This window comes from Altererythrobacter rubellus, from assembly GCF_030284385.1.
GTDB classification, from domain to species: Bacteria; Pseudomonadota; Alphaproteobacteria; order Sphingomonadales; family Sphingomonadaceae; genus Erythrobacter; species Erythrobacter rubellus.
This window is the reverse complement of sequence record NZ_CP127221.1, coordinates 1,492,716-1,518,217: the sequence shown is the minus strand read 5'-3', so window position 1 is coordinate 1,518,217 and position 25,502 is coordinate 1,492,716. Positions and strand designations below refer to the sequence as shown.

15 protein-coding genes, 1 tRNA gene and 3 pseudogenes are annotated in these 25,502 nt (G+C 56.0%); 12 read left to right on the top strand and 7 right to left on the bottom strand.

Annotation, left to right across the window (positions count from 1 at the left end; translation table 11 throughout):
- Window positions 1-160 precede the first annotated feature (160 nt).
- From QQX03_RS07590 to QQX03_RS07580, 3 genes are all read left to right on the top strand, one after another.
- Window positions 161-814, top strand: a complete 654-nt coding sequence (locus QQX03_RS07590) for a mechanosensitive ion channel family protein (RefSeq protein WP_285975153.1) — start codon at window positions 161-163, stop codon at window positions 812-814.
- A 72-nt stretch (window positions 815-886) separates the two neighbouring features.
- Complete coding sequence (locus QQX03_RS07585) at window positions 887-1,801, top strand: haloalkane dehalogenase (protein ID WP_285975152.1); 915 nt, start codon at window positions 887-889, stop codon at window positions 1,799-1,801.
- Window positions 1,798-2,985 carry an MFS transporter gene (locus QQX03_RS07580; RefSeq protein ID WP_285975151.1) on the top strand — a complete coding sequence of 396 codons (1,188 nt, stop codon included), beginning with the start codon at window positions 1,798-1,800 and terminating at the stop codon, window positions 2,983-2,985. Before QQX03_RS07585 ends, QQX03_RS07580 begins: the two co-directional genes overlap by 4 nt.
- Before the next feature lie 5 nt (window positions 2,986-2,990).
- Here the strand turns inward: QQX03_RS07580 and QQX03_RS07575 are convergent.
- Window positions 2,991-3,067 (bottom strand) — tRNA-Arg (locus QQX03_RS07575).
- Between the two features lie 246 nt (window positions 3,068-3,313).
- Here QQX03_RS07575 and QQX03_RS07570 point away from each other — a divergent pair.
- The 3 genes and pseudogenes from QQX03_RS07570 to QQX03_RS07560 all read left to right on the top strand — a co-directional run.
- Window positions 3,314-3,460 (top strand): annotated as a pseudogene (locus tag QQX03_RS07570) (IS3 family transposase); the annotation flags it as partial.
- Window positions 3,461-3,637: 177 nt separating this feature from the next.
- Window positions 3,638-4,987 carry an NADP-specific glutamate dehydrogenase gene (gdhA, locus tag QQX03_RS07565; RefSeq protein ID WP_285975150.1) on the top strand — a complete coding sequence of 450 codons (1,350 nt, stop codon included), beginning with the start codon at window positions 3,638-3,640 and terminating at the stop codon, window positions 4,985-4,987.
- The gene (locus tag QQX03_RS07560) at window positions 4,984-5,505 is read left to right on the top strand and encodes a Pycsar system effector family protein (protein ID WP_285975149.1); all 522 of its coding nucleotides are present in this window, start codon (window positions 4,984-4,986) and stop codon (window positions 5,503-5,505) included. The genes gdhA and QQX03_RS07560 overlap by 4 nt, the downstream gene beginning before the upstream one ends.
- Here QQX03_RS07560 and QQX03_RS07555 read toward each other — a convergent pair.
- On the bottom strand, window positions 5,502-6,422 hold the full coding sequence (locus tag QQX03_RS07555; RefSeq protein ID WP_285975148.1) for a tetratricopeptide repeat protein: 921 nt from the start codon (window positions 6,420-6,422) through the stop codon (window positions 5,502-5,504). The genes QQX03_RS07560 and QQX03_RS07555 overlap by 4 nt on opposite strands.
- Window positions 6,423-6,528: 106 nt before the next feature.
- On the opposite strand from QQX03_RS07555, the gene QQX03_RS07550 reads away from it, so the two are divergent.
- The 4 genes from QQX03_RS07550 to QQX03_RS07535 are packed head-to-tail and all read left to right on the top strand — an operon-like array spanning window position 6,529 to window position 12,499.
- Window positions 6,529-8,979, top strand: a complete 2,451-nt coding sequence (locus QQX03_RS07550) for an NAD(P)-binding domain-containing protein (RefSeq protein WP_285975147.1) — start codon at window positions 6,529-6,531, stop codon at window positions 8,977-8,979.
- The gene (locus QQX03_RS07545) at window positions 8,979-9,863 is read left to right on the top strand and encodes a hypothetical protein (RefSeq protein WP_285975146.1); all 885 of its coding nucleotides are present in this window, start codon (window positions 8,979-8,981) and stop codon (window positions 9,861-9,863) included. The genes QQX03_RS07550 and QQX03_RS07545 overlap by 1 nt, the downstream gene beginning before the upstream one ends.
- Window positions 9,864-9,867: 4 nt before the next feature.
- On the top strand, window positions 9,868-11,628 hold the full coding sequence (locus tag QQX03_RS07540) for a cytochrome c3 family protein (RefSeq protein WP_285975145.1): 1,761 nt from the start codon (window positions 9,868-9,870) through the stop codon (window positions 11,626-11,628).
- Between the two features lie 37 nt (window positions 11,629-11,665).
- Window positions 11,666-12,499: a metallophosphoesterase gene (locus QQX03_RS07535; RefSeq protein WP_285975144.1), complete on the top strand. Its 834-nt coding sequence runs from the start codon at window positions 11,666-11,668 to the stop codon at window positions 12,497-12,499.
- A 3-nt stretch (window positions 12,500-12,502) separates the two neighbouring features.
- Here QQX03_RS07535 and QQX03_RS07530 read toward each other — a convergent pair whose 3' ends face one another.
- The 5 genes and pseudogenes from QQX03_RS07530 to QQX03_RS11505 all read right to left on the bottom strand — a co-directional run.
- Entirely contained in the window at window positions 12,503-16,534 is a 4,032-nt protein-coding gene (locus QQX03_RS07530) for an LVIVD repeat-containing protein (protein ID WP_285975143.1), read from the bottom strand.
- A complete protein-coding gene (locus tag QQX03_RS07525) occupies window positions 16,534-18,363 on the bottom strand; it encodes a hypothetical protein (RefSeq protein ID WP_432762850.1) in 1,830 nt (609 codons plus the stop codon). The genes QQX03_RS07530 and QQX03_RS07525 overlap by 1 nt, the downstream gene beginning before the upstream one ends.
- An 8-nt stretch (window positions 18,364-18,371) precedes the next feature.
- Window positions 18,372-20,318, bottom strand: coding sequence for a heme-binding protein (locus tag QQX03_RS07520; protein WP_285975141.1), 1,947 nt, complete (start codon window positions 20,316-20,318; stop codon window positions 18,372-18,374).
- Window positions 20,318-21,112, bottom strand: coding sequence for a hypothetical protein (locus QQX03_RS11510; RefSeq protein ID WP_349665862.1), 795 nt, complete (start codon window positions 21,110-21,112; stop codon window positions 20,318-20,320). The genes QQX03_RS07520 and QQX03_RS11510 overlap by 1 nt, the downstream gene beginning before the upstream one ends.
- Window positions 21,113-21,286: 174 nt before the next feature.
- Window positions 21,287-21,682 (bottom strand): annotated as a pseudogene (locus tag QQX03_RS11505) (multiheme c-type cytochrome); the annotation flags it as partial.
- A gap of 285 nt (window positions 21,683-21,967) precedes the next feature.
- Between QQX03_RS11505 and QQX03_RS07510 the strand changes: the two are divergent.
- Together QQX03_RS07510 and QQX03_RS07505 are read left to right on the top strand one after the other, a co-directional pair.
- Window positions 21,968-22,102: pseudogene (locus QQX03_RS07510) on the top strand (IS3 family transposase); the annotation flags it as partial.
- Window positions 22,103-22,290: 188 nt separating this feature from the next.
- A complete protein-coding gene (locus QQX03_RS07505; RefSeq protein ID WP_285975139.1) occupies window positions 22,291-24,891 on the top strand; it encodes a CHAT domain-containing protein in 2,601 nt (866 codons plus the stop codon).
- Window positions 24,892-25,502: the final 611 nt, after the last annotated feature.

Here is a 25,502-nt window from a genome sequence, read left to right as displayed (position 1 = left end):
ATGATGGACTGATTTGCCCAGTCGATACCGGTGATCATCGTCGCCATCATTGTCCTTTTGCTGACCGGATTGCTTGCTGGTTTTGCAGTCAAGATTGCGGGTCGCATTACCGGAAAAAGTTGACCTTCGCCCTTCTCTGCGCAATCTGGTGGCGACTTTGGTGAAACTGGCCATCTGGTTGTTCGGCGTAATGCTGGCAGCGATAATCGTTTTTTCCGACCTTACACCTGGCAGTCTGTTTGCGGGACTTGGCATCGGCGAAGTTGCAATCGGTTTTGCATTTCAGGATATTTTCGAGAACTTCCTTGCAGGCGTGCTGATCATGCTGCGCGAGAAAATGCGCATTGGCGACACGATCGAATGCGAAGGGATAATTGGCAAGGTAGAACACATCACCTTGCGCGAAACGCACATTCGCGCCCTGTCTGGAGAGCTGACGGTCGTTCCAAACTCGATACTGTTCAAGAACCCGGTCGAGATACTGACCGATCAGGACCGGCGCCGCTTCGATGTCGTAGTTGGCGTTGCCTATGACCCAAACCTTGATCAAGCAGCAGAAGTGATCCGCAAATCGGTAGAGAGCGTCGATGGCATCATTCTCGACAAAGGGATCGATGTTTTCGCGCAGGAGTTCAATTCCAGCTCTGTCGATTTCAAGGTGCGTTGGTGGACTGGTTCAACCAATCGCGACGGACATGAAAGCCGTGACAAGGTCATCTGCACGATCAAGCAAGGTCTGGACAATGCGGGAATAAAAATTCCATTCCCCCACGTGACACCTACATTCAAGGGTGCGGTCCCGCTCGACAAATAGCACCCATGGTTAAGGCCTAGTGGTTTTTAGGTTTTTTCGTGCTACTCAATTTCATCAAGGAGATTGAGAGCGATGGAAATTCTGCGTTACGACCCAGCCCGCTTTGCGGATATCCCTGACTATCCATTTGCAGAGCAATGGCTCGAAATTGATCTGGGTGACGGGCACAAAGGGCAGATGCATTATCTGGACGAAGGCCCGAGTGACGCGCCGCCCATCCTGCTGTTCCATGGCGAGCCAAGCTGGAGCTTTCTCTATCGCAAAATGATCCCGATCCTGGTCGATGCCGGATTTCGTTGTTTGGCGCCAGACCTGATCGGATTTGGCAAAAGCGACAAGCCCGACGATCAAAACTTTTACACCTATGCCCGCCACGTTGATTGGCTTGAACAATGGCGCGACGCAGTTGTGCCGAAAACCGCCGGACTATTCTGTCAGGACTGGGGCGGACTGCTTGGTCTGCGAATGGTTGGCCGCGCGCCAGACCGGTTCAACTTTGTTGTGGCCAGTAACACATTCCTACCGACAGGCGGCACGCCGTCGCCTGCGTTTCTCGCTTGGCGCGAGTATGCCAAGAGCTCGCCCGATTTCAAGATCGGTGAGCTGCTCCAACGCGCCGCATATACTGAACGATCAGCGGCGGAAATTGCCGCCTATGACGCCCCCTTCCCCGATGAACCAAGCAAAGCGGGCGCACGCGCATTCCCTCAGTTGGTGCCGGTCGAAAATGGCATGGCGGGCATTGAAGAGAACACCGCAGCTTGGGAGCATCTGGCCGCTTTCGATAAACCGTTCCTGACCCTGTTTGGTGCGGATGATCCTGTTACGGGCGGGTTAGGCGAAGCTCTTGCCGGGCGGATCAAAGGTGCAAAGGGTATGCCGCACGAAATCCTGAACGGCTGCGGTCATTTCTGTCAGGAAGACCGGCCGGCAGAGCTATCCCAGGGCGTGATCGAGATGGGTAAACTGGCGGGTATTCTGGATTGAGCCAAGCGGGCTATCTCAGCCGCGCTCAGGAATACGGGCTCGCCGCGACGACCGCGGTGGTCACTGCCAATGCGTATTACATCCATCCCATTATCGGAGAGGTTGCGCGCGATTTCGGCGTAAGCGATGGCGCAATTGGCGTCGTTCCTGCGCTCAATCAGATCGCACTCGCAATTGGCATCTTCCTGCTTTTGCCGCTCGGCGATAGATATTCCAACCGCAGCCTTTGTATCCTGTTTGTCAGCCTGCAAACGCTCGCGATGTTGGGAATGGCTTTGGCAGCGCAGTTTGCGCTCTTCACATTGGCATCGACACTGTTGGGCTTTGTGACAATTGCCCCCTATCAGCTCCCGGCGTTTGCATCCAAGCGGGTTGCTCCAGAGCGGCTCGGTCAAGTGACTGCGCTACTCACAGCCGGTGTAATCTTTGGCATTCTTGTCGCACGTGTTGGCGCTGGTATCGTTACAGAGGTTTACGGTTGGCGCACAGTTTATTGGATCGCCGCCAGCCTGATGATTGCAGTTACGTTGATGCTCCCGATCACGATGCAGAGCGAGACGGCGCCAGAAAAACGCCCGACCGGTTCTTATCGAGAGCTTCTAGCGTCGGTGATCAGTTTGGCTAAGCAGCACAAAGACGTTCTCCATTCCGCGATGATTCAGGGTCTTAATTTTGGTTGTTTCACCGCAGTCTGGCTGGCACTTGCCTTGCACCTAACCAGTCCTGCGCTTGGTTATGGGGTCGATGCTGTCGGTTATCTGGCGGGTATTGGCGCGATCAGTGTTCTTACAACCCCGCGCATTGGTCGATGGGCTGACCATGTCGGGCCGCGCCGCGCCAGAGCAATTGTCGCTGTGCTGCAATGTGCGGGAATTGCTTTACTCTATCCGTTCGGGTTCAGCGCATGGGCTGTGCTAATTCCGCTCACGCTCATCAATCTGGTTGGCCCATCGGTCGATGTGACAAGCCGGATGATCTTTCTGGCGCTGGAGCCCGCGATCCGAACCCGGCTGACGACAATCTATATCGTGATCATGTTTATCGGCGGCGGCATTGGAAGCGTTTTGGGCACAGCGATCTATGATGGATACGGCTGGGCCGGCACATGTCTGCTCGTCGCCATTGCTTCAGCCACAATCTCGCTTTTGGCCTGGGCAAATTACCGACGGATTGGCGCGCGCTAACTGAGTGGTGACCCCGGCGTGATTCGAACACGCGGCCCCCAGATTAGGAATCTGGTGCTCTATCCGGCTGAGCTACGGGGCCAACCTAGTGTTTTAGCTTTTCCTCAAACCTGTAGGTAACCGATGGTCAACTCTATTTAGGTTGTATAATTGCGAAAAGCCTTCGCTGCCTAGTCCCTCGCCCTATGTGTCGCAACACAAAGCTGCCAGCAAAGCCCCAGTTAACTCGTAGATAACCCCTTGCCTGACCGGTGCGCCGCGCTAATCTGCGACCCAAACTCAGAAGCCCAGAATGCAAAAGTGCAGTGCTCGATTACCTCCTCACTGACACACAAGCTACCGCGAAAGCCTCGACAACGTCACACCGGCCGATGCCTACTTCGGCAGAGCCACAGAAATTATCCAAATAAGAGAAAAGTTGAAACGAAAGAAGCTTGAACATCGGCGCTTGCTTCACCGCAAGCTCGCCGCTTAAAAAACATCAACCAGATGAGGCCAAACACTCGCTAAACCAAAGCCTCAGCGTGTCTCAATTTATCTGATGACAGGCAGTATTATGAAAAAGACATTGCGTCTTTTGCCCCTTGGTCACACAAGATAAAAACTGTCATGCGTTAAATGCAGTAGCCTGTTAGGGGGAGGTCAACAGCAGATGGTAGAACACGTCGATTTCAATGGCTTTATGGAGGGCGTCAAGCGACGAAATCCGCATCAACCCGAATTTGTGCAAGCCGTGCAGGAAGTAGCGGAAGATATCTTCGATTTCATAGAAGACAAGGAAGACTACCACAGCGAGCAAATCTTGCGGCGTATCGCCGAGCCCGATCGGGTCGTAAGCTTTCGCGTGTGCTGGGAAGACGACAAAGGCGATATACGCGTCCAACGCGGTTGGCGCGTGCAGAACAACAATGCCATCGGCCCTTACAAAGGCGGCATTCGCTTTCACTCGAGTGTCACCGAGAGCGTGCTCAAATTCCTCGCTTTCGAGCAGACATTCAAAAATGCACTAACTGGCCTACCTATGGGAGGCGGGAAAGGCGGCTCCAACTTCAATCCCAAAGGCAAGAGCGAGCGCGAAATCATGCGGTTTTGTCAAAGCTTCATGACCGAGCTCTATCGTCACATCGGTCCTGATGTTGATGTTCCCGCGGGTGATATCGGTGTCGGCGGGCGCGAAATTGGCTACATGTTCGGCCAATACAAACGCATCACCAACCACTTCAACGGCGTGCTGACCGGCAAAGGCCTGGAGTATGGCGGCTCGCTCATTAGGCCGGAAGCGACCGGATATGGCGCGGTTTATTTCCTCGCCAATATGCTTGCGACCAAGGAGATGGATCTTGAGGGCAAGACTGCCGCAATCTCCGGCTCAGGCAATGTCGCAACCCATGCTGCAGAGAAGATCATCCAGCTCGGCGGCAAGGTGCTCACTTTGTCAGATTCAGGAGGCTTCATCCATGATCCCGACGGGATTGATTTGGAGAAACTTCATTGGGTGAAGGACCACAAGAACCGCCAGCGCGGACGGATTTCCGAATACGCGGAAAGATACAGCAATGCGACTTTCCACGAAGGCAAGACGCCATGGCATGTGACGTGCGACGTTGCCCTGCCCTGCGCGACACAAAACGAGCTGCTGGGCGATGATGCCCGCGCATTGGTTGAAAATGGTTGCATCGCGGTGTCAGAAGGCGCGAACATGCCAACCGACCTTGAAGGTGTGCATGTGTTCAAAGTTGCCAAGCTGCTGTACGCGCCAGGCAAAGCCGCTAATGCGGGCGGCGTTGCAGTATCAGGGCTTGAAATGAGCCAAAATTCGCTTCGCCGGTCATGGAGCGAAGATGAATTGCAAGAGATGCTGCGTGATATCATGCACGGTATTCACGAGCGCTGCCTCACCTATGGAACGCAAGACGGCGGCTATACTGACTATGTCAAAGGCGCGAATATTGCAGGCTTCAAGAAGGTTGCAGATGCCATGTTGGCGTTTGGCGTCGTATGAGCGAGGCTCCGCAAGGCTCAGACAAGGCCTTCTCTCCACAAGCTATTCATCTGGTGCGCACGATCACGCAGACCAACCTCACATTGAGCCAGATGGCTGACCAAAAGGCAAGCTTACTGATGGGTGCAGCCATCGTGGTTTTCACACTCGCCATGGGACAGGCAAGCAGCGGCGATCCGGCGCCTGCAATGGTGGCGCTAGGTGTTTCCGCCTTTGTGTCAGCTTGTTTGGCGATTGTAGCTGTCTTGCCAACAGCAGGCGCCAAGCCGGTCGCAGACGATCAGCCCAATATCCTGTTTTTCGGAGTCTTTACGCAGATGGAAGAAGAGCAGTTCGCAAAGTCCGTAGTGTCAAAGCTCAGCGATGAGGAAGCGATGTATCACTTGATGCTGCGTGACATCTACCAGAACGGCCAAGTGTTACACCGCAAGAAATATCGGCTACTGGGATGGTCATCCCGCGTTTTTCTGGCTGGCCTTGCCGCCTCGCTCGCAACCTTTGTGATGAGCGCGTTCTAACGCACACCTAGTAGCGCAGCTTCTTCGCGAATTCGCGCTTCGGAAGCGGGATTGGTGGCAAGCGCTGCCTGTAAGGCCTCGTTCGCTAGATCGGGCTGATCTAGCGTCATGCGGCTGCGAATCAACATGATCCAACCTTGAACATCGCTGGGGTTTTTTGCTAGCCGCCTTTCTAGCCGCCCGACCATGCCTTCGGCCATCGTACGCTGTTCGCTTGGAGGTATTGAGCCTGCCGCAGCGATCTGAGCCTGCGTCGGTCCGCGCGGAGTATCGCTAACCGCTGTTGAACCCCGCACCGCTTGCGCGATAACAATCCGCTCCTCGACATCGATCCCATTGATCGCACCGACTTGCTCGATTGTGCGGATGAGATCGGTTTCCCATGGAGCGCTTTGCGGCGTTTCTGCCAAGAGGGCCAACCAACCCGCGATCGCGCTATTGTGATCGCCGTCAAGATCCTTCTGTACATTGAGGAAATAGCGAGCGCGCGGATCGCTTGGATCAAGTTCGATTGCGCGATTGAATGCCTCCAATGCACTGGGAGGCAACGGTTCGCGCTGAGACGCCATGACACGTGCTTCGCCCAAGGCCGACCAAAGCACGGCTTCATCATCGTCCAGAGCGACGGAGCGTTCATATGCAGCCTCAGCCTCCAGAAATTCACCCCGCTGAAAATGTGCGAAGCCCAATTGCTGCCACGGCAGTGCGTTGTCGCCCGCCGCATCTGCTGTTGCACGCAATTGTTCGATGTTGATCGGACCCGCTGGGTCTTGACCTGAGGCCTTGGCCTCACTGCCACCATCCCATGCCTTATAACCGACCACCGTTATCAACAGGAGCACTGCACCAAACAGCACTCCAAGTTGGGGGCGGCTAATGCCGTTCTCCAAAGTCTTAGGGTTTTCTGATGCGTGCATGTTTTCGAAGTAGCATTTCCAATGATTGTGGGCAATTACCTTTGGTATTTTTGGCAGCTTGCGGTACAGTCGTTTGTAACGGCAATTTGAATATTGGAGTTCGGACTTGCCCAAAGTTTTCCGGGTTGCGATAATTGGTTCCGGCCCCGCTGGACTGAGCGCGGCCGGGCGCGCGGCCGCCCTCGGCATGAACCATGTGCTGATAGAGAAAACCGACCACCTGTCTGACACGATCTACAAATACCAGAAGGGCAAGCATGTGATGGCGACACCATCCAACCTCGTGCTGCGCTCTGATCTCGATTTCGAAGCCGGCAAGCGAGAGCGGGTCCTCAGCACTTGGGACGATCAGGCCGCAAGCCAAGGCATCAATGTGATGCTCAATGCTGAAGTTGCCGCAATCGAAGGCGAGACGGGTGATTTCACCATCAAGCTAGCAGACGGGCGTGAACTGACTGCGCAAGCCGTAGTCCTCGCCATCGGCACGCAAGGCAATCCCAATCGCCTGCGGGTCCCTGGCGCTGACTTGCCGCATATCCAGTATCAGCTCGACGATCCGGGAGAATATTTCGACGAGCACATCACCGTCGTTGGATCAGGCGATGCAGGGATCGAGAATGCGCTTGGACTCGCCGCTGACGAAGCGCAGCGCAACACAGTCACCATTCTCAATCGGCGGGCAGATTTCGCCCGCGCGAAAGCCGCTAACGTCAAACAGCTTGAAGAGGCGGAGCAGGACGGTCGCCTTATCGTCCGGCGGGAGACAAGCCCATCCGAAGTCAAGCCTGGCGAATTGGTTCTTGAGACTCGCGATGGGGAAGTCGCGATTCCATGCGACCGGATCATCGCGCGGACCGGGTCGCAGCCGCCACGCACCTTCGTCGAAGCTTGCGGAATCGAGTTTACAAGCGGAGAAAGAAGCGCCTTTCCCAAGCTTTCGCCCAGCTTCGAGACAACCCAATCCGGTATCCACGTGATCGGGGCCTTGGCAGGCTATCCGTTGATCAAGCACTGTATGAACCAGGGCTATGATGTGATCGAATTCCTCAATGGAAATGCAAATCTCAAGCCCGCTGACGAGCCGATCCTGGCAGAGAAATTTGCGCCCTTGCCCGGCAATCGCAGCGTTGATGAATGGCTTGAGCTGTTTGGCCAGAATATAGAGATCTTCAACGATCTTTCACCGCTACAATTGCGCGAGCTGATGCTCGACAGCACAGTCCATGCCTACACATCTGGCGAGCTGATCTTCGCCCGCAATGCCCCCGGATCATCAATGTTCGCCATCGCGCAAGGTTCAGTCGCAGTCGAAGTGAATCCCGACGACCCTTCACAGACTGTACCGATCTCCCAAGGCTCGATCTTTGGCGAGGTTGGCCTCATTTCCGGACGCAAGCGCGGAGCAACGATTCGCGCCGCTGAACCGATTGTAGCGATCGAATTGTCCCGCACGGCGGCGCTCAAATTGCTGGCAACGTCACCCGGTGCCAATCGCGTGGTCAACCGCATCTCCATTGAGCGACAGTTGCTCCAGATGTTTGGTTCGGGTCTGACTTCTAATGACGTCGCAGAACTGGTGGAAAGCGCTGAATTGGTCGAAGTGAGGGCGGGCGAAGCTGCTGTCACGGAGGGCGCAGACGACAAGGACGTTTTCATCATACGCAGCGGCTCTATGATCGTTGAGAAAGCAATCGGTGGCAAACAGGTGTTCCTGAACTATCTCCCCGCGGGCTCCTATTTCGGCGAGATGGCGGTAATCGACGGTTCCCCGCGCATCGCCAGCGTCAAGGCTGCAATCAAATCCGAACTGATCCGACTGCCTGGCGATGCCTTTATAGCTCTGATCGAGCGCAATCCCACGCTGCGCGAGACCGCGCTGGCGGAAATGGCGAACCGGCGCGAGATCAACGCCTTTGTCGAGAGCCGCAAATCGAGCTTCAGCGGCGCCGTCGATCTCTATTCGGAAACCGCACAATTCCTGGTTGATAACGGCATCGGCGAAGCGACCGATGTGCTGCTGATCGACGAGAAACTCTGCATCGGCTGCGACAATTGCGAGAATGCCTGTGCGGACAGCCATGACGGCTTGTCGCGACTCGACAGAGAAGCCGGGCGCAGCTACGCGCATTTGCATGTCCCCACCAGTTGCCGCCACTGCGAACATCCGCATTGCATGGCCGATTGCCCCCCCAATGCAATCAAGCGTGGCCCGGATGGCGAAGTGTTCATCGATGAGACCTGCATCGGTTGCGGCAATTGCGAGCGCAACTGCCCCTATGGCGTGATCCGGATGGATGCGAAGCCGCCGGCCAAGCCATCGCTGCTGCAATGGCTACTGTTCGGCAAAGGGCCCGGCCCTGGCGAAGCGCCGTCCAAATGGCGCAAAGCAATCGCTGAAAATGAAGCAGTGCAGCAGCCCAAGCTCGCGATCAAATGCGATATGTGCAGTGGGATCGAAGGCGGGCCAGCTTGCGTGCGCGCATGTCCCACCGGCGCAGCGATCCGGGTTGCGCCTGAGAAATTCCTTTCTGTCGCGCGGATCGAGGGAGGCGAGTAATGGTGAGCCTTCCCGAGAGCAAGGTCGACTTTCATGGCACGCGGCGCGGCGCGGAACATGAGAGTTTCCTCACCCATCGCGGCATGCGCTGGGCGAAAATCGCTGGTGGGCTGAGCTTAGTGTTGTTCCTCGGCTATCTGCTGATCGACCAAGAACCCCGGCCCAATGGAGGCAGCTGGTATGGCTATACGCTGGGTACGATCGGCCTGGGGCTGATTGTGTGGCTCTCGCTGCTCGGCGTGCGCAAGCGCCGAATCAATGAAGGGCATTGGAGCCTCAAGGCTTGGACCAGCGCGCATGTCTTTCTCGGACTGTCACTGGTGGTTATTGGCACGCTCCATACCGGCTTTCAGCTGGGCTGGAACGTCCACACGTTGGCTTGGGCCTTGATGATGCTAGTGATCGCGTCAGGCATCTATGGCGTGGTGGTCTATGCGACCTTGCCAGAACGTTTGAGCGCGAACCGCAAGCAAATGACCCGCGGGCAAATGGTCGAAGCACTTGCTGCAATCGATCGGCAGCTTGAACAAGCCGCCCAACCCTTGCCGCGCGACGAAGCCGATCTGGTTATTGCAGCGCTGGAGCAGAACGTTTTTGCGGGAGGCGGATGGGTACGGCTGACAGGACGCTATCGCCACTGCGCCACCGCACGCGCGCTCACTGCCTTCCGGGAAGATTTCCGCGCAGCTAGCGACCAACAGGCCCCGAAAGCTCGCGTCTCTGCTCTGCTGAGAACCCGTTCAGCACAATTGGCACAAATTCGCCGCCAGATGCGCTTGAAGGCGCTGCTCGAAGTCTGGCTGTTCATCCATATCCCAGCAACAATCGCTTTGCTCACCGCGCTGCTCGCGCATGTGATCAGCGTGTTCTACTATTGGGGTTAGGCAGATGGCGTTCCTGATCCGCACCATCGATCAAACCGCGTCAGGGCGTGAAATCGTGCGCGAGAGCGTGGTCGATAAAGACACGCTCTCAATTGGCCGCGCGGCGGAAAACGACATCCATTTGTCCGATCTCGCAGTTGAGCAGCATCACGTGACGATCGCCGCCGCGACAGGCGAAAAGCTTGATATCAAAGCGATCAGTAGGCTGGGATTTGAGATAGATGGCCGGACGGAGAAAGCTGCCAGCATCGATCCCGCGCAAGGTGCAGAATTGGCGCTGGGCAGCTCGCGACTGGCGATCAGTCAGAACAATGGCCAGGTGATGCTGATCATCACCAAAGCGGTTAGCGGCGAGGATGCGGTCGATGCCAAACGCAGCTTTGCGCTTGCTGGTACATTGCCCGGCAAGCGAGCGATGTCCTGGGGTTTGGCCGCGGCGATACTGTTCACTTTCCTCGCCGTCCCGATTGCTTCGCATCTCACTCGCGAACGGATTACAACAAACGACGTCGATCGCGCGGGCCAGGTCGATTTCGATGGAAGCTGGAGCACCGGCAAGCTCAGCCTTGCGCATCACAGCCTCGAAGACAATTGCGAAGCCTGTCACGTGGACGCTTTCGTGTCGGTCCGCGATGAAGCCTGCCTCACCTGCCACGAAGATATCGGCGATCATGCTGAAGCTCCGCGCCTTGCCAATGGACGCGCACCGCATGAATTTGGCGAGGGCTTCCAATGGGCAGTGGCAGGCATGTTCGGCAAGGAAGGCCCGGGTGCGTGCACGACATGCCACACTGAGCACGAAGGCCCTACCCGGATGGGACCGGCAAGCCAACTGTTGTGCGCTGACTGCCACGACACGCTCGATACGCGCCTGACGGATACAACCCTCGCCAATGCGAGCGATTTCGGCAAAACCCATCCCGAGTTCAAAGCCGCTATCTTTACCGAATTCCGACAGCAAGAGCCCAGGCGCATCTCGCTGGGCGACAGGCCGCGCGAACGCAACGGGCTCAAGTTCCCGCATGACGTGCATCTCGATCCACAAGGCGGGGTTGCGCGTATGGCGATACGCCTAGGCCGTGGCGCAGGCTATGGCTCAGCGCTGGCTTGCAAAGACTGCCATGAAGCGACCAGCGACCGGGTCAGCTTCGAACCGATCGACATGGAAGCCAATTGCGAGAGCTGCCACAGCCTCGCCTATGATCAAGTGGGCGGCACGTTCCGAACGTTGCACCATGGCGATGTTGACCAGATGCTGGCCGATCTGCGGGCGATGGACCGCAGCCCGCGCCGCCCGGTCGTCACGGGACGCTCGCGCCCTGAAAGATATGCACGTGGCGGGCTCTACTACTCAAATTTCGGACCGCCCGGGCGTTCGCTGGTCGGGATTGACCGCGCGCTCGCGCCCGGCGGCGTGTGCGGCGAATGCCATTTGCCAGCGACAAGCGGCAATAGGCTCGACGTGATGCCGGTCAATCTCCCTGATCGCTACTTCGCACACGGCGGCTTTGACCATCACGCGCACCGGCAAGAGGAATGCAGCACCTGCCATGAAGCGGAAAGCTCCAAGGTGTCGAGCGATGTACTGCTGCCTGATCTCGCGAGTTGCCGCGAATGCCACCAGGGCGAAACCGCGATTGAGGCCGAAGTGCCTTCAAGCTGCGCGATGTGCCATTCATATCACCGGCCAGGCACGCCTATGCCGCAAGATCACCCCGACAACCGCCGCAGCGAGATCGCTAACCTAGGCCCGGAGGCGCGCTGAGATGGCCAACAAGGAACAATCTCTGCTGATCGCACAAATGACTGATATTCATATCGGTTTCGATCGGGAAGGCGGCGACGAAGAGGCGAATCTTAAGCGCTTTCGCCAAGCCCTCGCGCATTTGTTGCACCAACCCGAGCTTCCCGACATGCTAGTGCTTTCTGGCGATTTGACTGACCGAGGAGATGCGGAGAGCTTTGCGCGGCTTGTGGAACCGCTCCTCGATTTACCTTTCCCGGTATATCCTCTGGTGGGCAATCACGACACACGCGAGACCCTGCTCGAAACGTTCCCCAACTGCTCCAGCGACAATGGATTTGTCCATTACGCTATCGAACAGGCGGGACTGCGAAACTTGTGCCTCGATACATTTGAGCCTGGGCGACACGGTGGTGCCTTTTGCGAGGCGCGCAAAAACTGGTTGAGCACGCAGCTCGCAGATCACTCTGACACGCCGACGCTTATCTTCATGCATCACCCGCCCATTGTCAGTGGGATCGACTGGATGGACCCAAGCCCGGATGAAAGTTGGATCGCAAATTTTGCGCAAGCGATCGATGGCAATGATCAAATCCTTGCTATCCATAGCGGCCATTTGCACCGGTCACTGCAAACAAGCTTTCGTGGTGTTCCGCTAGGGGTCACGGGATCAATCGCGCCCGCTGTGACGCTCGACCTGCGCCAAATCGATGGGGCTACCCCTGATGGCCGGGCGCTGATCGCAGACGAACCACCCATTATCGCATTCCACCGATGGAACGGCATTACGCTAGTTTCGCATCAATTGCCGGTTGGGGATTGGCCGGTGCTTGCGCACTACGGGCCAGAGCTCCAGCCGCAGATAAGAGGCATTTTTAGCCAGCGTGAATAGAGTTCAGTTCGCCAAATCGAAGCGAACAGGCCCGCGCCCCGGCACCCAAGCGCTCATGTCAGGCTCATCGCTGACTTTCCATGGCACGCCATCACGCCGTAGGAACAGCCGCTCCATTTCGGGCCGGGTGAATGGCCGCGAGCCAAGCCTACCGAACACCGCCATCTGGCCGCCCGTTTCATCAACCGCGCGGTCGCGGTCGAGACCTTTGCTGAGCGCGATTGCAGGTGTCGGCGTCTTGGCCCAGGCGATGAGTTCAGGCACCGGCGCAGGGCTGAATCCGTAAAAATTGCGCTGGCTGTCTGGACTGGTGAGTTGTAGCACTTTGAGCCCATTGCGCCCATCTGCAACATAGGCAAACAAGCTCGCATTGGTCGACGCAATTATGACGTCCTCTACATCGTTTAGCGTGCCGTCGAGCGTTTCCTTCGCGTAGATGAACGGTTTGAGTGGATTGGTGACATTGATGATCGCCAAGCCTTCGTGTTTGGCCGCGACATAGGCATAGGTCCGCGCAACATATATCCGCTGCGCGTCGTCTAGCGGCACAGTCGCATCGGGCATTGCAACCGGATTGCGCAGCTGAGTGACATCAAACAACTTCACGCCCTCCGCGTCTGACACCCAAAGATAGCGGAACTGGATGGCGCTTGCTCGCGCATCGTTGAGTGGGAGCACTGCAGTGACCTTGGGCGCGAGCGGCTCAGCCAGATCGACCACAACCAACCCGCGCCGCGTAGTGATGTAAGCCACTTCGCCAGCCAGATGGATGTGACGCGCGCCATCGAGCACACCTTCGGGATTCCACGCTCCAGTGCCATCGGTAAACTCGGCCCGGCGCAGTTTGTTGTTGCGGAACTCGCCATCGGCCAGCGAATTCACATCGACCAGCACCAGCCCTTCCTCGGCATCTGTGATGGCTGCATAATTATAGATCGGGAGGAAGGGCTGCTCCTGATTGGCTTCGCGCATTTCAGGCGTATTGCGAAGCGGATTGATGGGCTGGTTCGTCGCCAGTGCCAAACAGGTCGCATTCTGCGTATCGACATGGGTATCGTGCCCCAGCGCAGAGAATGGCGCGGTGATGATCCGCTCCGAAATGCCTTTGTTGGCGATTGATGCCACGTCATAGGCACGGAAACCGCCCTTCCCTTCCGCGACAAACATGTACTCGCCCCGCAACTGTAGACAGCCAACCCGGTCGCGCGTCCCCTCATGCGTGTTGACAAATTGCTCGAAAGCCTTGGTTTCGCCGCTCAAATTGCCATCGAACGTGATGCCGCGGTTCCAGTTGCGCAACTCGCGTTCATTATCTTCGACATGCATCCGCCAGTAGTCTGGATAGGCATAGCGGTGGAGATAGGAGCCAAGAACTGCCTGCGGTTCGTCCCACTCCGTCACGCGGATTGCTGAGAACCCGCCTTCATTGCCGGTCCATGCGTGCAGGCCGACGAAATTGACGTAATTCGTGCCGAGCAGTAGCAGCTGTGCCATGATCGCATTATTGTCATCATTTTCGGATAAGTGACAGTCGGAACATGTCTTGGTCTCGGTCCGGCGCACAGTATGCGGGAAGTGCGGCGCAAATGCCTGACTTGAAAAGCCGATTGCAGAAATCGGTGCTTGTTGCACATAGATCCGCTCGCGGTTGATATTGGTCGAGGAGAGCACGAGCGCGGAGGAAGAGCGCACTGGCGCGGTCTGGTTGCCCTTAGTCGTCTGATGTTTGCCTAGCTGGAACATCTGATCGCGCGCAACCTGTGGGTTGTAAGTCGCGAAATTGCGCGTCGTCTCACCTTCGTAACGATGCACTTTACTCTTCCAGTTGGCTTCGATGGGCAAGTGGCAGCCGCCGCAAGATGTGGTCCATGATAGATGGCAAGTGAAGCACGCCATCTCAGGATCACGGTGCGCGCGATCATCCAGCTCGATGCCCAGACCGAACTCGAAATTCCCCGTCTCTCCGCCAAGCCGGCTCATCAGTTTGGCCCGCGCAGCCTTGGCATTGAAACCGGATGTATCGGGGTCGACACTGTTCTTGACCAGGCTGACTTCCCATTCGAGTGCGGGATCAACAATCGAGCGCTGGATAAGAGTGCGCTCACCATCTTCAGTTTCGGTCCATTCGAACCGTCGGCGGCCATCGGGGTTGCGCAAAAGCGTCAGGTCATTGCCCCTTGGCGGTGCAGCAGGTCCGCTGGTCCGCAGCGTGGGATAGGCATCGGCGGTGCCGTGGCAATCCTTGCAACCAATCTCGATCGCATCGGCCACTTCGCCATAGATCAATCCGTTACCGTGGCTGTCCTGCGCGTAATGACAATCGGCGCATTGCATGCCCTTTTCGGCATGGATGCTCATCAGGTGAACGGCCTTGCCCGGATTGGTGCCCGGCTCGACGAACTTGCCTTCGTCCTCGCGACGCCATTTCTCCGGATCGTCAGGATCAATGATATTGTCATTCTCATCGAGCAGATTGCCTTCGCGATCACGCTTGAAGATCGCGCGGAAATTCCACCCGTGGCCATGATAGTCGGCAAACTGCGTATCACGCAGCTTCGGGTTCAAATCATAAACATTGCGCAGGAAATCGAGATCAGCCCACTTGCCCTTCGGCGCGGCACCTTCGGGATTGCGATCCAGCACCGCGCGAACCTCTTCGGCAGTGGGATATTTCTGCTCAGCCGGCCACATGAAAGGCGCGTCACTCTCATAGTCCCACATGGTATAGCCAAGGTAGGAATTAAGGAAAATATTGGGCTGGTGCATGTGACAATTCATGCACTGTGCCGTGGGGATCGCCCGCGTGAAGACGTGTTGAAGCGGATGGCCCTTCTCTTTCTTCGGTGCCTCGCCGTCATCGTGGTCGCCCCCGGGGTGCTTGAGCGAGCCATGGCCGTTTGCACTTTCAAGCTTACTCGCGATCGTCGGGTCAGACGTGATCGTCTGTCCGTCGCGGCCATATTGCGCGTAGATCAGCGAATGGCGCGGCTCGCGGTCATTGGCGTAGACAACGTGACAACTCGCGCAGCCTGAATGGCGATAATCGCCCGGCTGGTCATTCGTGCCCATGAACCAGGTGAAGGGATCATTGAGCCGGGTCTTGTGAATGTTGAGCGCGGGGATCGCGACACGAAGCCCAGTAGCCGGGCCGCGATTGGACTGCTTGAGGTCCGGCCGACCCGGCTCTTCTAGGCGCTGGATCTGACCCGTAGGATTGGGCAAGCCGATCTCAGGGAATTGTGACGCGATATTGCGCCCACCGCGCTCGAACACGCGGAAAACATCTCCGGGCGGGATCACATGCCAGGTCGGCAGCGGATAAAGTTCAGCGAGCGCGCCGCGTTTCTTCTGGGCTTCGCTCAGCTCTCCTGGTGGGTCTCCGGGTGTCACCAGCTTCGCTGGTTCCCCTTCGCGGGTATAAGCCTCTCCGATAATGTAGTTCTTATAGGGCAAAATGCCGTTGTTATAGGATGCCCCACCCCACAACATTGCCCCCGTTGCCATGATCGAACGTTCGCCCGCTTCGATCGTCGCCATATGGCAAGCACCGCAGGCTTCGCGCGCGACCCGGTAGTCGCTGGGATTGACAAAGCGGACAAACTCGGGCGACTCTATGTTTAGCAATGCATAACTGCGTTTGGGGTTGGCGGAAGATGGCCAATGCCAGCTTTCAGGATATTTGGGCAGCACATGCGCCAGATCGCGCGCCGCGACATAATCCGGGTGGTCATGCGGCAGCTGCGGATCTCCGACCACGCTCACATCGCCCCCGTGGCAATCGGTGCAACCGAGCTGGACAGCGGGCGTTAAATGCATGGTCGGTGCGTCGGTGCTGACATGGCACGACAAGCATCCTTCGGACTTTCCCATCATCTCTTCGAAGCTTTGCCGCGCGGGAGCAGGCGGCGCGGTCACGCGGCTGTAATCGCGTTTGATGGGTTTCTCGCCTTCCGCCGCTTCGATCGGGCCGTAGGTCACTACCCCGGCAAACGCCGCGACTGCCAAGAGCAGAAAAAGATGACGCAGGGCCAGCATCAGTAAGTCAGTATCGCATTGACAAGGATTGAATAATAGGCGCCGCCGCCGTCCAAGCTGTCGAACAGATCGCGAAAGCCATCTTCGGCAAGCAATGCTGCGGCGGATAGTCGGAACACGATGTTCTGCGTGGCTTTGGGCCGCCAGATCGCTGCGGTCGACAGGTCCCAGCCGATATTCTTGGGGATCGAGCCTTCATTGCGTAGCGCTTCAAGCGTAGCGGTGTTTTCGAACCATAGATGATTGGCATTGGCAAAAATTCGAAACTCAGGAGTGAGATCGAAATCCGCACCTGCGCCGACCAGCACCAATCCGGGATTGTTGAAATTCGATTGGCCTTGTTCTTTCGACGAACGCAGCGAATTCAACAGGCCGTTGCGGCCATTGACGGAAACCGCGCGGCCACCGCCAGCGAAAGGGATTGTCTGCCGGATCCAGTAACTCGTATCGGCCCCTGCAAAAACCGGATTCTCGAAGATCGCGTCGAAGCCGCCTTCAGTATTGTCAAAGGGATCATCATCTCCGCTGGCATAGGCACCAGATAAGCGGAAGCGCATCCAGTCTTTGTCATAGCTAAGCTCGGCAGCAGCAAAGAATGCGCGGATGTCGGCAGGCTCGCTGGTGAAGAAGCTGTTTCGATCTTCGCCGAGAGCTCCATAGGCGCTTGCGGTCACATTGATCCGCCCGATGCGGCCATCGGCGTTATAGCCCAAGTAAAACACGTCATAATCGCGCCCACGCAAGTCGCCTAGCAAAGCCGGTCGTACGGGGAAACCGTTGTCATCAATCTCGATTTCGTCGGCTTCGCGATTGCGATTGTAAACCAGCGTAATTTGGCTGGTTAGCGCGGGGATCAGGAAGTCCTGACGATAGGCATTGGCGACGAAGACGAAGTCATCGCGTGGGCGCTGAACCACTGAGTTCAGCCCGCTATTGGTGTCTTTTTCCAACCGCCAGAACGCGCCAAGATTGTATTGAAAGCGATTGTTATCGCGTGTGCCGAAGAAGCGCAGACCCAGCTGCTGATCGTTGAACAGGAAGCCGCGAAAATCCGACTGGAACGGTTGAATGCCGATGCGCGCAGAGTCGAAGTCATAGCGGTCTGAAGTGTTGCGGAAGTGATAGTCGAAGAAAGCTTCCTGCACGCCAAGGAAATGGTCGAAGCGATGGCTGGGCTTCGATGGCTCGACAAACAATACGCGGCGTTCCGGCACATCGACGTAGTTCATGTTGAACGCCAGCGTCACGCGGTATTCGACATCTGGGGGTTTGTATGCCGTGCTGCCTTTGAGCAGCGCTGCACCGACGATGAAGGTTTGCGAGAAAACCGTCGAGAAATCGTCTCCGAATACATCGATACGGTCCGTGTCTTCTGTCGTTTGCACGCCGACGGGGATCGGGAAGCTGCGCGGTTCCAGCACAGTGTCGCTGATGCCGTTCAGCACGAGGAACCAGTCATTCCCGGTAATCGGCAACCAAGGAACCTTCTCCGGATTGATCGGGCGATCACCCTTGTATGTGTTCTGGTTGTAGGGGTCCCAGAAGCGTTCCTTCACAAGCCCCAGTGTTTCGATCAAACGCCAGCGGTCAGGGATCGGGACCTCATCGGTCGGGAAAGCTTGCGGTGGCGGTGCGCGGACGGCCCCGGGATTATCCTGTGTCACAGGGTCAGGCAGCGGGTCTGTGTAGTCTGGCCGCCTGCGCCCTTCAATCACTTCAGGATCAACCGGTGGTGGTTCGGCCTCCCACGGCGGATGGGGTTCGGCTGGCTGCTCTTCCGGCGTTACCGATGGCGGTTGCAACGCGAAAGCGAGAGGAACAAGCAACAGCGACACGCCTAAAGCCCCTCGCAGACATTGTTTTCATCGCTGTCCAGAAACGGCGCGAAGGGGCAATTGACATAACGCAACCGAACCTTACGACCGCCAACTGAAACCAGAATGCGATCAGCGCGAATATCGTGGCCGGCATTGCCAATCCCGCCAACACTTTGGCCAGCATTGTGAAGCCCCAAGAAACTGATCATATCGTCCTGATCAATCCCATCGCCCGACACGCCGATCCCGCCCACCAACACGCCGCCCCGATATATCGGCACTGAACCAGGAAATATCTGGATACCGTTGGCTATCCTCGTATGATCGGGCCTAACCTGCTGCAAAGACGTGCAAAATCGAGGTGTATCGTTAGGTGCTGCACCGGTAACGAAAGCCAGATGCTGCGCCAGATTGCCGACCACAAGCGCCGATTGCAGGCCTGTGGAGAAGGGATTGAATTGTTCGATCGGGCGCGACAGCGGGCCACTGATCTGCCCCACTTCGCCGTCAGGAAAATAGGGCCTCGAGAGGTTTCCACCCGAGCGGTCTGCAAACGCGAATTGTCCGGTCAAGGCGCTCGGGTCATTGAGAAATGTGCGCAAGACGGTGACGAAAGCTGGCACTTCACCCGTAGCCGCTTGAAGTTCATTGGCTGCAAAAGGCGCAGATATGAAATTGGCTGTGCGTGCCTTCTGCAAACTGACGTCGATCCCGAAAATCGCCGCATCGGGTGAACGCACAATACCCAACACTTCGCCGCGTGTATCGACCAGCGAAATCGTCACTTGTGCCCTACTATTAAGCGGTTGACGGATCTGCGCACGCGCGCGGCTCATGATCGCGAAGGCTTCTTCCAGAATTACACGCGCTTCATTGGCGCTGATCGGTGAGGCAATGTCCGCGCCGTCTGTTCCCGCTCGTATGGGAAAACGATTAGTGCCGGCGCCATCGCTCAGCACAAAGGCATCCTGATAGCCGAATTCAGTCACACCAGCCGCGCGAATGCCTGAGGTTTCTGTACCATAAGCAGATCCGGCCAGTAACGCCACACCATCGTAATAGCCGGTAACCGCAAGCAACGCGCCTGGAGTGCCTGTGAAGCTTGCACCAGACACGTCAGCCAAGGAAGAGTAGGCTGCGTCCGAATAGCGAAGCGATGTCCCGTCGACGAAAATTCGGTTTGCGTGGATACTTGTCGGCGCTTCAAACCCAATTGTGCCTGCCAGTGCGATCGCTTCGTCAGCATCTATGTCGGTATCAAGCACATTAGGATCGAAGCTGTATACGCCGTCTGAGATCACGCCGACCCCGCCCACAACCACACCGTTCTTGTAGAGCGGGAAGCCTCCGGGATCCGCTGCCAGGCCCAGCGGCGAGCGCTTTGGCCCGATTAAGCCGTCGCTTGCGCGTGCAGACAGGTCAGAACAAGGCAGCTGACTGAACTGCACTCCGAACAGTGGCCCGCTTTCCAATCCTGCCGTGCTTGGTGCAGGCGGGAAGTGTTCTTGCACGATCATGCTGGCTGTTCGGGTGGAGAAAGCATTGCCGTTGCTGGAAAGGTAGGCACCGGTGATCGCCTTGGCGATAGCCGCAGCAGCCGCTGGTACAGTAAGTCCTTGCGCATCCACATTGCTGCCATTCGGCGAATCGGGAATGTCAGAGGTAGCGCTCGCACCTGGCATAGCGAATACGCCGAGTACATTGCCGACCCGGTCGACCACCGCGATGGTTGCCGCATCTCCCTGCGCACTCGCCTGCGCCGCGGCCCGCGCAATCACAGTTCCTACTTCGGCAGCGCTGAGCGCTTCTTGTGCTGGCACAGAGTAGAGCGCGCCTGCCGATGACGGTGCCGTGGTTGGCGTGGGAGTAACACTCGAGCCGCCGCTCAAAGAACCGCCTCCATCACCGCAAGATGTCAGCACCAGCGCTAGCACTGCCAGAGATGAACTGGTTGCCTTCGCCCGCATTACCGCAGCGTGCCTATCGCGCGAGCCGCTTCGCCAAGCGCGGATCGGAAAGATTGCGGCCGGTAGCTATTGGGCACCGCCACAGCAGCGTAAGCGCGATTGATATTCGCGCGAATGCCAGCCGCCGCACCGACAGTCACCCGGCCATCGCGCACCATGGCGTTGAGCAAGGTATCGACCGCCATCACCGCCTGAACCGAGCCCGCATAGTCTGTGAAACGCGAAGACGTCGCGCGATTGGATATCGCAGCGATCACGGAGAACGCGTCAGATCCGGCGTATTCGCGCGACGCAAGCACATTGGATAGGTTGAATGCGTGGCCGCGCAGTATCACGGCCGCTTCAAGCGCTTTGCTATGATCCTCGCCCATCGCTCGATGAAAGGCCCTGCTCGCCGCAAGGAAGTGATCCGCCTCGTCTGGCGCAAGCACCCGTGCAACAGCGGACAACGTGATGATGTTCTCATCATTGAATGGTGGGTTGCCGAACGGTATCGGGCGCCCCGGATTGCTTTCAAAGGTTAGCTTTCGCTGCGGCCCATCGTGGATCGAGCGATGGCACGAATGGCAATCGTAGAAGTAGAATTCGGGAAACATCCCGCGCTGCGCCAAGGCTGGCTTCGCGAAAAGGTTGGTTGCGCGACGCACCGCCTCGGCCTGGCCGACCGCCCACATCCGCACGCTATCAGACGCCCCCTTGCGATCAACATAGTCACTATCTAAATCGTGGTGCTGCTGAAGCGCACTGAAGAGATCGAGCTCGAACGAAATACGCGGATGTCCTGCCGCCATCATCGAATGTGTTACAAATTGACCGGTCCTTTCGGATCCGTAATGGCAATCCAGACAGACGTTTGCGCGCACTTGCGGGCGTTCCAAAGGCACTAGCCCCAAAGCGACGTTGGAGGCATGCGTAGCCGAGCGAGCATAGTGGAGCGGAAGCCACTCTTGCGACGCGCCATGGCAGCTTTCGCAGCCTACACCATCTGCCAGGAGAAAGCGGTCACCGCGTTGGCTAGTCGGCGCAAAGGTCGAATGGCAACCCAAGCAATCGGGAGCAGAGGTTGCGGCTCCCAATCCCAGACTGTCCGCGATCTGCTGACCTCGCCGGCTCGCAAGCGATGCATAGGCCCGGCTATGCGCCCCGCTGGGTGATGAAGGATCTTGCCAGGTCGCAATCTCATCTTGCCGGACAACGGCGCCATTGCCTACAGCCCGGCCGTGGCAAGTCGAACCCGCACAAGTCGCAACCCCTTCATAGGTCGCACTATTCTGCGCATACGAAGCCGGAAGTGCGAAGGCGAACGTAAGGATAACGGCAAGCGGCGCCACTCGGGCCAATAATGTTCTCAACCGACTCGTCATTCCCACCCCTGCAGTCCGGCTAACACATATGGCTGTTTAATTGCAATTCATTGATTGCAAGTCACAAAGAGCGAACCATTCTCGCCAATTGAAGAGGCCATTGCCTTCGCTTGCGCCGCGCGGATTACTGGCTGATCCACTTGTAGTTTTTCTCAACATATATGACGAAGGGATATCGCCACGCTGGCGCAGAGGCTCCGATCTGCTGATGCGCAGATCATCGTTTTCGATATTCCATTTTTAGAGAACGATCGCACCTAACCTAAAGCTGCCTCTCAAGATCGCTCACGCGACGAGGCCAGGCAGGATGTGTTCGATTACATCGAGATGTTCTACAACCCGATACGCAAGCATGTAAGGAACGGGATGCTGTCACCCGTAGAGTTCGAAAGGCAGCAGATTATGAGCACCGATGGCGTCCACAAATCTAAGGGCTCTTCAGTGGCTAAAAATCACGTGATCAGTCGCTACTCTCATTTTGGCGTCCAATAAGGGACTAATTTAAATTCCCAGCCACAATGGTATCGCCGATTATCCAACACCTGTCATCTGCATAAATGTTCAGATTAGACTCGTAAGAGGGGGCAATTGTATCTATCGTATCTGTCGTGGACCACTTGCTGCAGACATTTAGCAACATGTTTTTGAGCCTTATTTTACTTTTGGCTGCCGCACCTGCGGCAGCCGATCCGTTAGTCTCTGGCGCCCGACCATCTCCAGCGGAGATTAAATCAGAGGGCTCAACGCCGGAGGCAGATAGTACAGAAAGCACATCTGAACTTATCTCTATTGAGACTGACTGGAATGCTGCACGTGAAGCCAGTGAAAAACTTGATTTTTCTGCGGCCCAAGAACGCCTTGAGGCCGCATTAGCGGTTCAATCTAGGTTGTTCGGTGATTCAGATTTTACGACAGCGGCCTTGCTTTTGGATCTTGCAATGGTGCTCGCATATCAGGAAGATTTCGAAGGTGCTGACGCGATCGTCCGTCGAGCTGGACCAATTATTGATAGATCGCCTCGCCCTACTGATAGAGCCAGATTTGCCGGTTACCAAGCGACCATTGCTATGCTTCAAGGCGATTATTCGGTCGCCAACCGTTTTGCGCAAGATGCCAGTTCCAGGTGGAGAGAAATTATTGGTAGTGATGATCAGCAAGCCTTGTTGTCGCTTTTCCAAACGGAGGAAGAGGCACGGGTTGGCGTTCAGCCTGAGCTTGCGCTTTCGTTAGCTCGTGAAGCTGCCATTCTTTTGCGAATGGACGATCCTGTAACTGCTTATGCCAAGGCAGGCGAAGCTCTTTTTGAGTTCAATTCAGCAGCTCAAAAACCCCCCATATGGCGATCAGAGATACTTGCTATTTTGGGTGAAGCATCATCTGCTTTAGGACGCTTATCAGCTGCGGATACTTTTTTTAAGAAAGCGATTGATATTAGACGATCGGTCCAAGGGGACGGGCCGGGAATGATTCGTTTGCTCCTTGCTCAGGGGCGCGCATATCAGCGCGAAGCAATGAACGTTAACTCGATCATAGCCTTTCGTAGAGCTGTAGAAATTGCAAAAAATATGCCGCCCGGTTCAGTAGCACTTCGGGTAGATGATCTAGTCCCTTTTGCTTCTGCTGTTCTTGATGAAGAGCAGTTCTTGGAAAGCGAGGAAGATAGGCTTGGTTTAATGACTGAGCTTTATGATGCCTTCCAAATTGCCTTTGTTCCAGGGCGAGACGATGTGATTAATCTTGCGTCTATGCAGTTTGTCGATGACGATCCAGTCCTTGCTGACCTGATTGATAACCTTAAGCAGAGCTTATTATTGCAAGCAGAAATTAATGGAAAATTAGGTGTAGAGCGAGCTAAAGTTACCGGAGACCGTGATGATGGCCTGATAGAGTTTTTACTCTCTCAGTTGCAGATACAGTCTGATAAGGTGTCCGGGATTCGCGATATCCTAAATCAGGAATATCCTGATTACCAACGCTTTGACGGTAGTGAGCTGCCCGACCTAAATGTTGTTCGGGGTGCATTAGCACCTGATGAAGCGCTTGCTAGCTTTCTGATAGGGCAAGATTCATCCTTCCTGCAGCTTATTACGCGAGATAGAGTGCACATTGCGCCGATAGAAGCTGGTAATGACAAGCTTGATCAAATGGTTCGCGAATTGCGTCAGGGTCTCGAAATAGAGGGCGGATCAGTAAACGAATTTAATCTTGATGAATCTCATTTCCTTTATCAGACGCTTTTTGGGGCTGTTGCCGATGAGTTTAACAAGTTGGGGCGTTTAATTGTGATACCCAATGGCCCATTGAGCGATCTACCGTTTGGCACTTTAGTAACCCGCTTACCCCTGAGCGCAGATTACACAGAGGCGAGCTGGCTAGTTAATCAAATGTCGGTTACACATGCTCCGTCGTTAATTAGTTTTATAAATTTAAGATCCACAAGAACTGTGAGGGCTCCCCCAAGATCGTTTTTGGGTGTAGCTAATCCTAAGTTTGTATCTGACATTCAAACGCTACCCACGTCAGAGGATCCAATTTGTAATCCCGAAGGCCTTGCGATACTAAGCCGGTTTGATAGCCTCGAAGAACTACCCGACACAATCGACGAAGTGAACTCAGTTATTGCTTCTCTAGGGATTGAAGATGCTGATGTGTTTTCTGACCGAGCAGCTAAAGAAGAAGTCTTTCGCACTGACGCTCTGAACCAGTATAATATTATCTACGTCGCAACTCACGCAGTGATGCCAGGAGAGGTGGCTTGTCAACGCGAGCCAGGCATAGCGCTAGCTCGTCCAGGAGAGATGGCACTTTCAAGAACAGAAGATGGTTTTCTTGATGCCAGTGAAATTGCCGCCCTCAGGATTTCAGCGAATTTAGTGGTGTTATCGGCTTGCAATACTGCAACCAGCAGTGACGCGGCTGTCCAAAAAGGGGAATCGCTTTCTGGTCTGGCTGAAAGTTTCTTTATAGCAGGCGCGCGCAGTATGCTTGTTACACATTGGCAAGTTCCCTCTGTAGCCACTGCTACCTTAATGAAAAATCTTTTCGGAAATATAGGCGACGAAAGGGGTCTATCGACCGATCAGGCACTTCAGCGCGCTCAGGTTGAGGCAATTTCCAATGAAGAGACGGCACACCCCTTCTTCTGGGGAGCATTTTCTTTCGTGGGAAGTGGTGCCGAGACTGTCTTTAGCTCGGGGTCAAGATTGTGATCCGCGCGCTCATCAGTTTCATTTTGGTAATCGGGTTAACGGTTCCGACATATGCTCAGAGCCTAATTGTTGTTGAGGTCAGAGGCGTAGATATAAGTGTTGGAAGCCGGATCAGCGCAGACCGTCAAGTCTCACTACCACCAGGAGGTAAGCTAGTGGTTGTGGGGACCGACGGCGGTGTAATTAGGCTTAGGGGTCCTCATAATGGCCCGGTAAGACTTCAGGCAGCCGCCGGTCAAAATGCTAGCCGCGCCCTTTCAGCTTTAATTGCCACCCGCAATGACCGTGCAAATCGTGTTGGAGCTGTTCGGTCTGGTTCAGATGCAGATCCTATACCATCACCTTGGCTGATTGATATAACTCGACCAGGGGAACGGTGTCTCGTAGAAGGGGCCCCAATTGGTTGGTGGCGGCCATCTGATGTTTCAGAACAAAGTTTTGTTGTGTCTCCACTTGACCGATCTTGGGAGGCTGCGTTTCAATTTAAACCCGGACAAGATACTGTCGCCATCACTAAGGTAAGCGACATCGAGTTGACCAAGGCCTTCCTGATTGAGGACAGGGATTTGGAATATAGTATTCGTGTGCATCTAGTTCCTCCACTGCTGGAC

What these genes read in the sequence shown, in the direction of transcription:
- gdhA (WP_285975150.1), top strand. Translation starts at nt 3,638, where the DNA reads ATGGTAGAACACGTCGATTTCAATGGCTTTATGGAGGGCGTCAAGCGA.
- QQX03_RS07535 (WP_285975144.1), top strand. Translation starts at nt 11,666, where the DNA reads ATGACTGATATTCATATCGGTTTCGATCGGGAAGGCGGCGACGAAGAG.
- QQX03_RS07520 (WP_285975141.1), bottom strand. Translation starts at nt 20,318, where the DNA reads ATGCGGGCGAAGGCAACCAGTTCATCTCTGGCAGTGCTAGCGCTGGTG.
- QQX03_RS07555 (WP_285975148.1), bottom strand. Translation starts at nt 6,422, where the DNA reads ATGCACGCATCAGAAAACCCTAAGACTTTGGAGAACGGCATTAGCCGC.
- QQX03_RS07585 (WP_285975152.1), top strand. Translation starts at nt 887, where the DNA reads ATGGAAATTCTGCGTTACGACCCAGCCCGCTTTGCGGATATCCCTGAC.
- QQX03_RS07545 (WP_285975146.1), top strand. Translation starts at nt 8,979, where the DNA reads ATGGTGAGCCTTCCCGAGAGCAAGGTCGACTTTCATGGCACGCGGCGC.
- QQX03_RS07540 (WP_285975145.1), top strand. Translation starts at nt 9,868, where the DNA reads ATGGCGTTCCTGATCCGCACCATCGATCAAACCGCGTCAGGGCGTGAA.
- QQX03_RS07560 (WP_285975149.1), top strand. Translation starts at nt 4,984, where the DNA reads ATGAGCGAGGCTCCGCAAGGCTCAGACAAGGCCTTCTCTCCACAAGCT.
- QQX03_RS07530 (WP_285975143.1), bottom strand. Translation starts at nt 16,534, where the DNA reads ATGCTGGCCCTGCGTCATCTTTTTCTGCTCTTGGCAGTCGCGGCGTTT.
- QQX03_RS11510 (WP_349665862.1), bottom strand. Translation starts at nt 21,112, where the DNA reads ATGATGGCGGCAGGACATCCGCGTATTTCGTTCGAGCTCGATCTCTTC.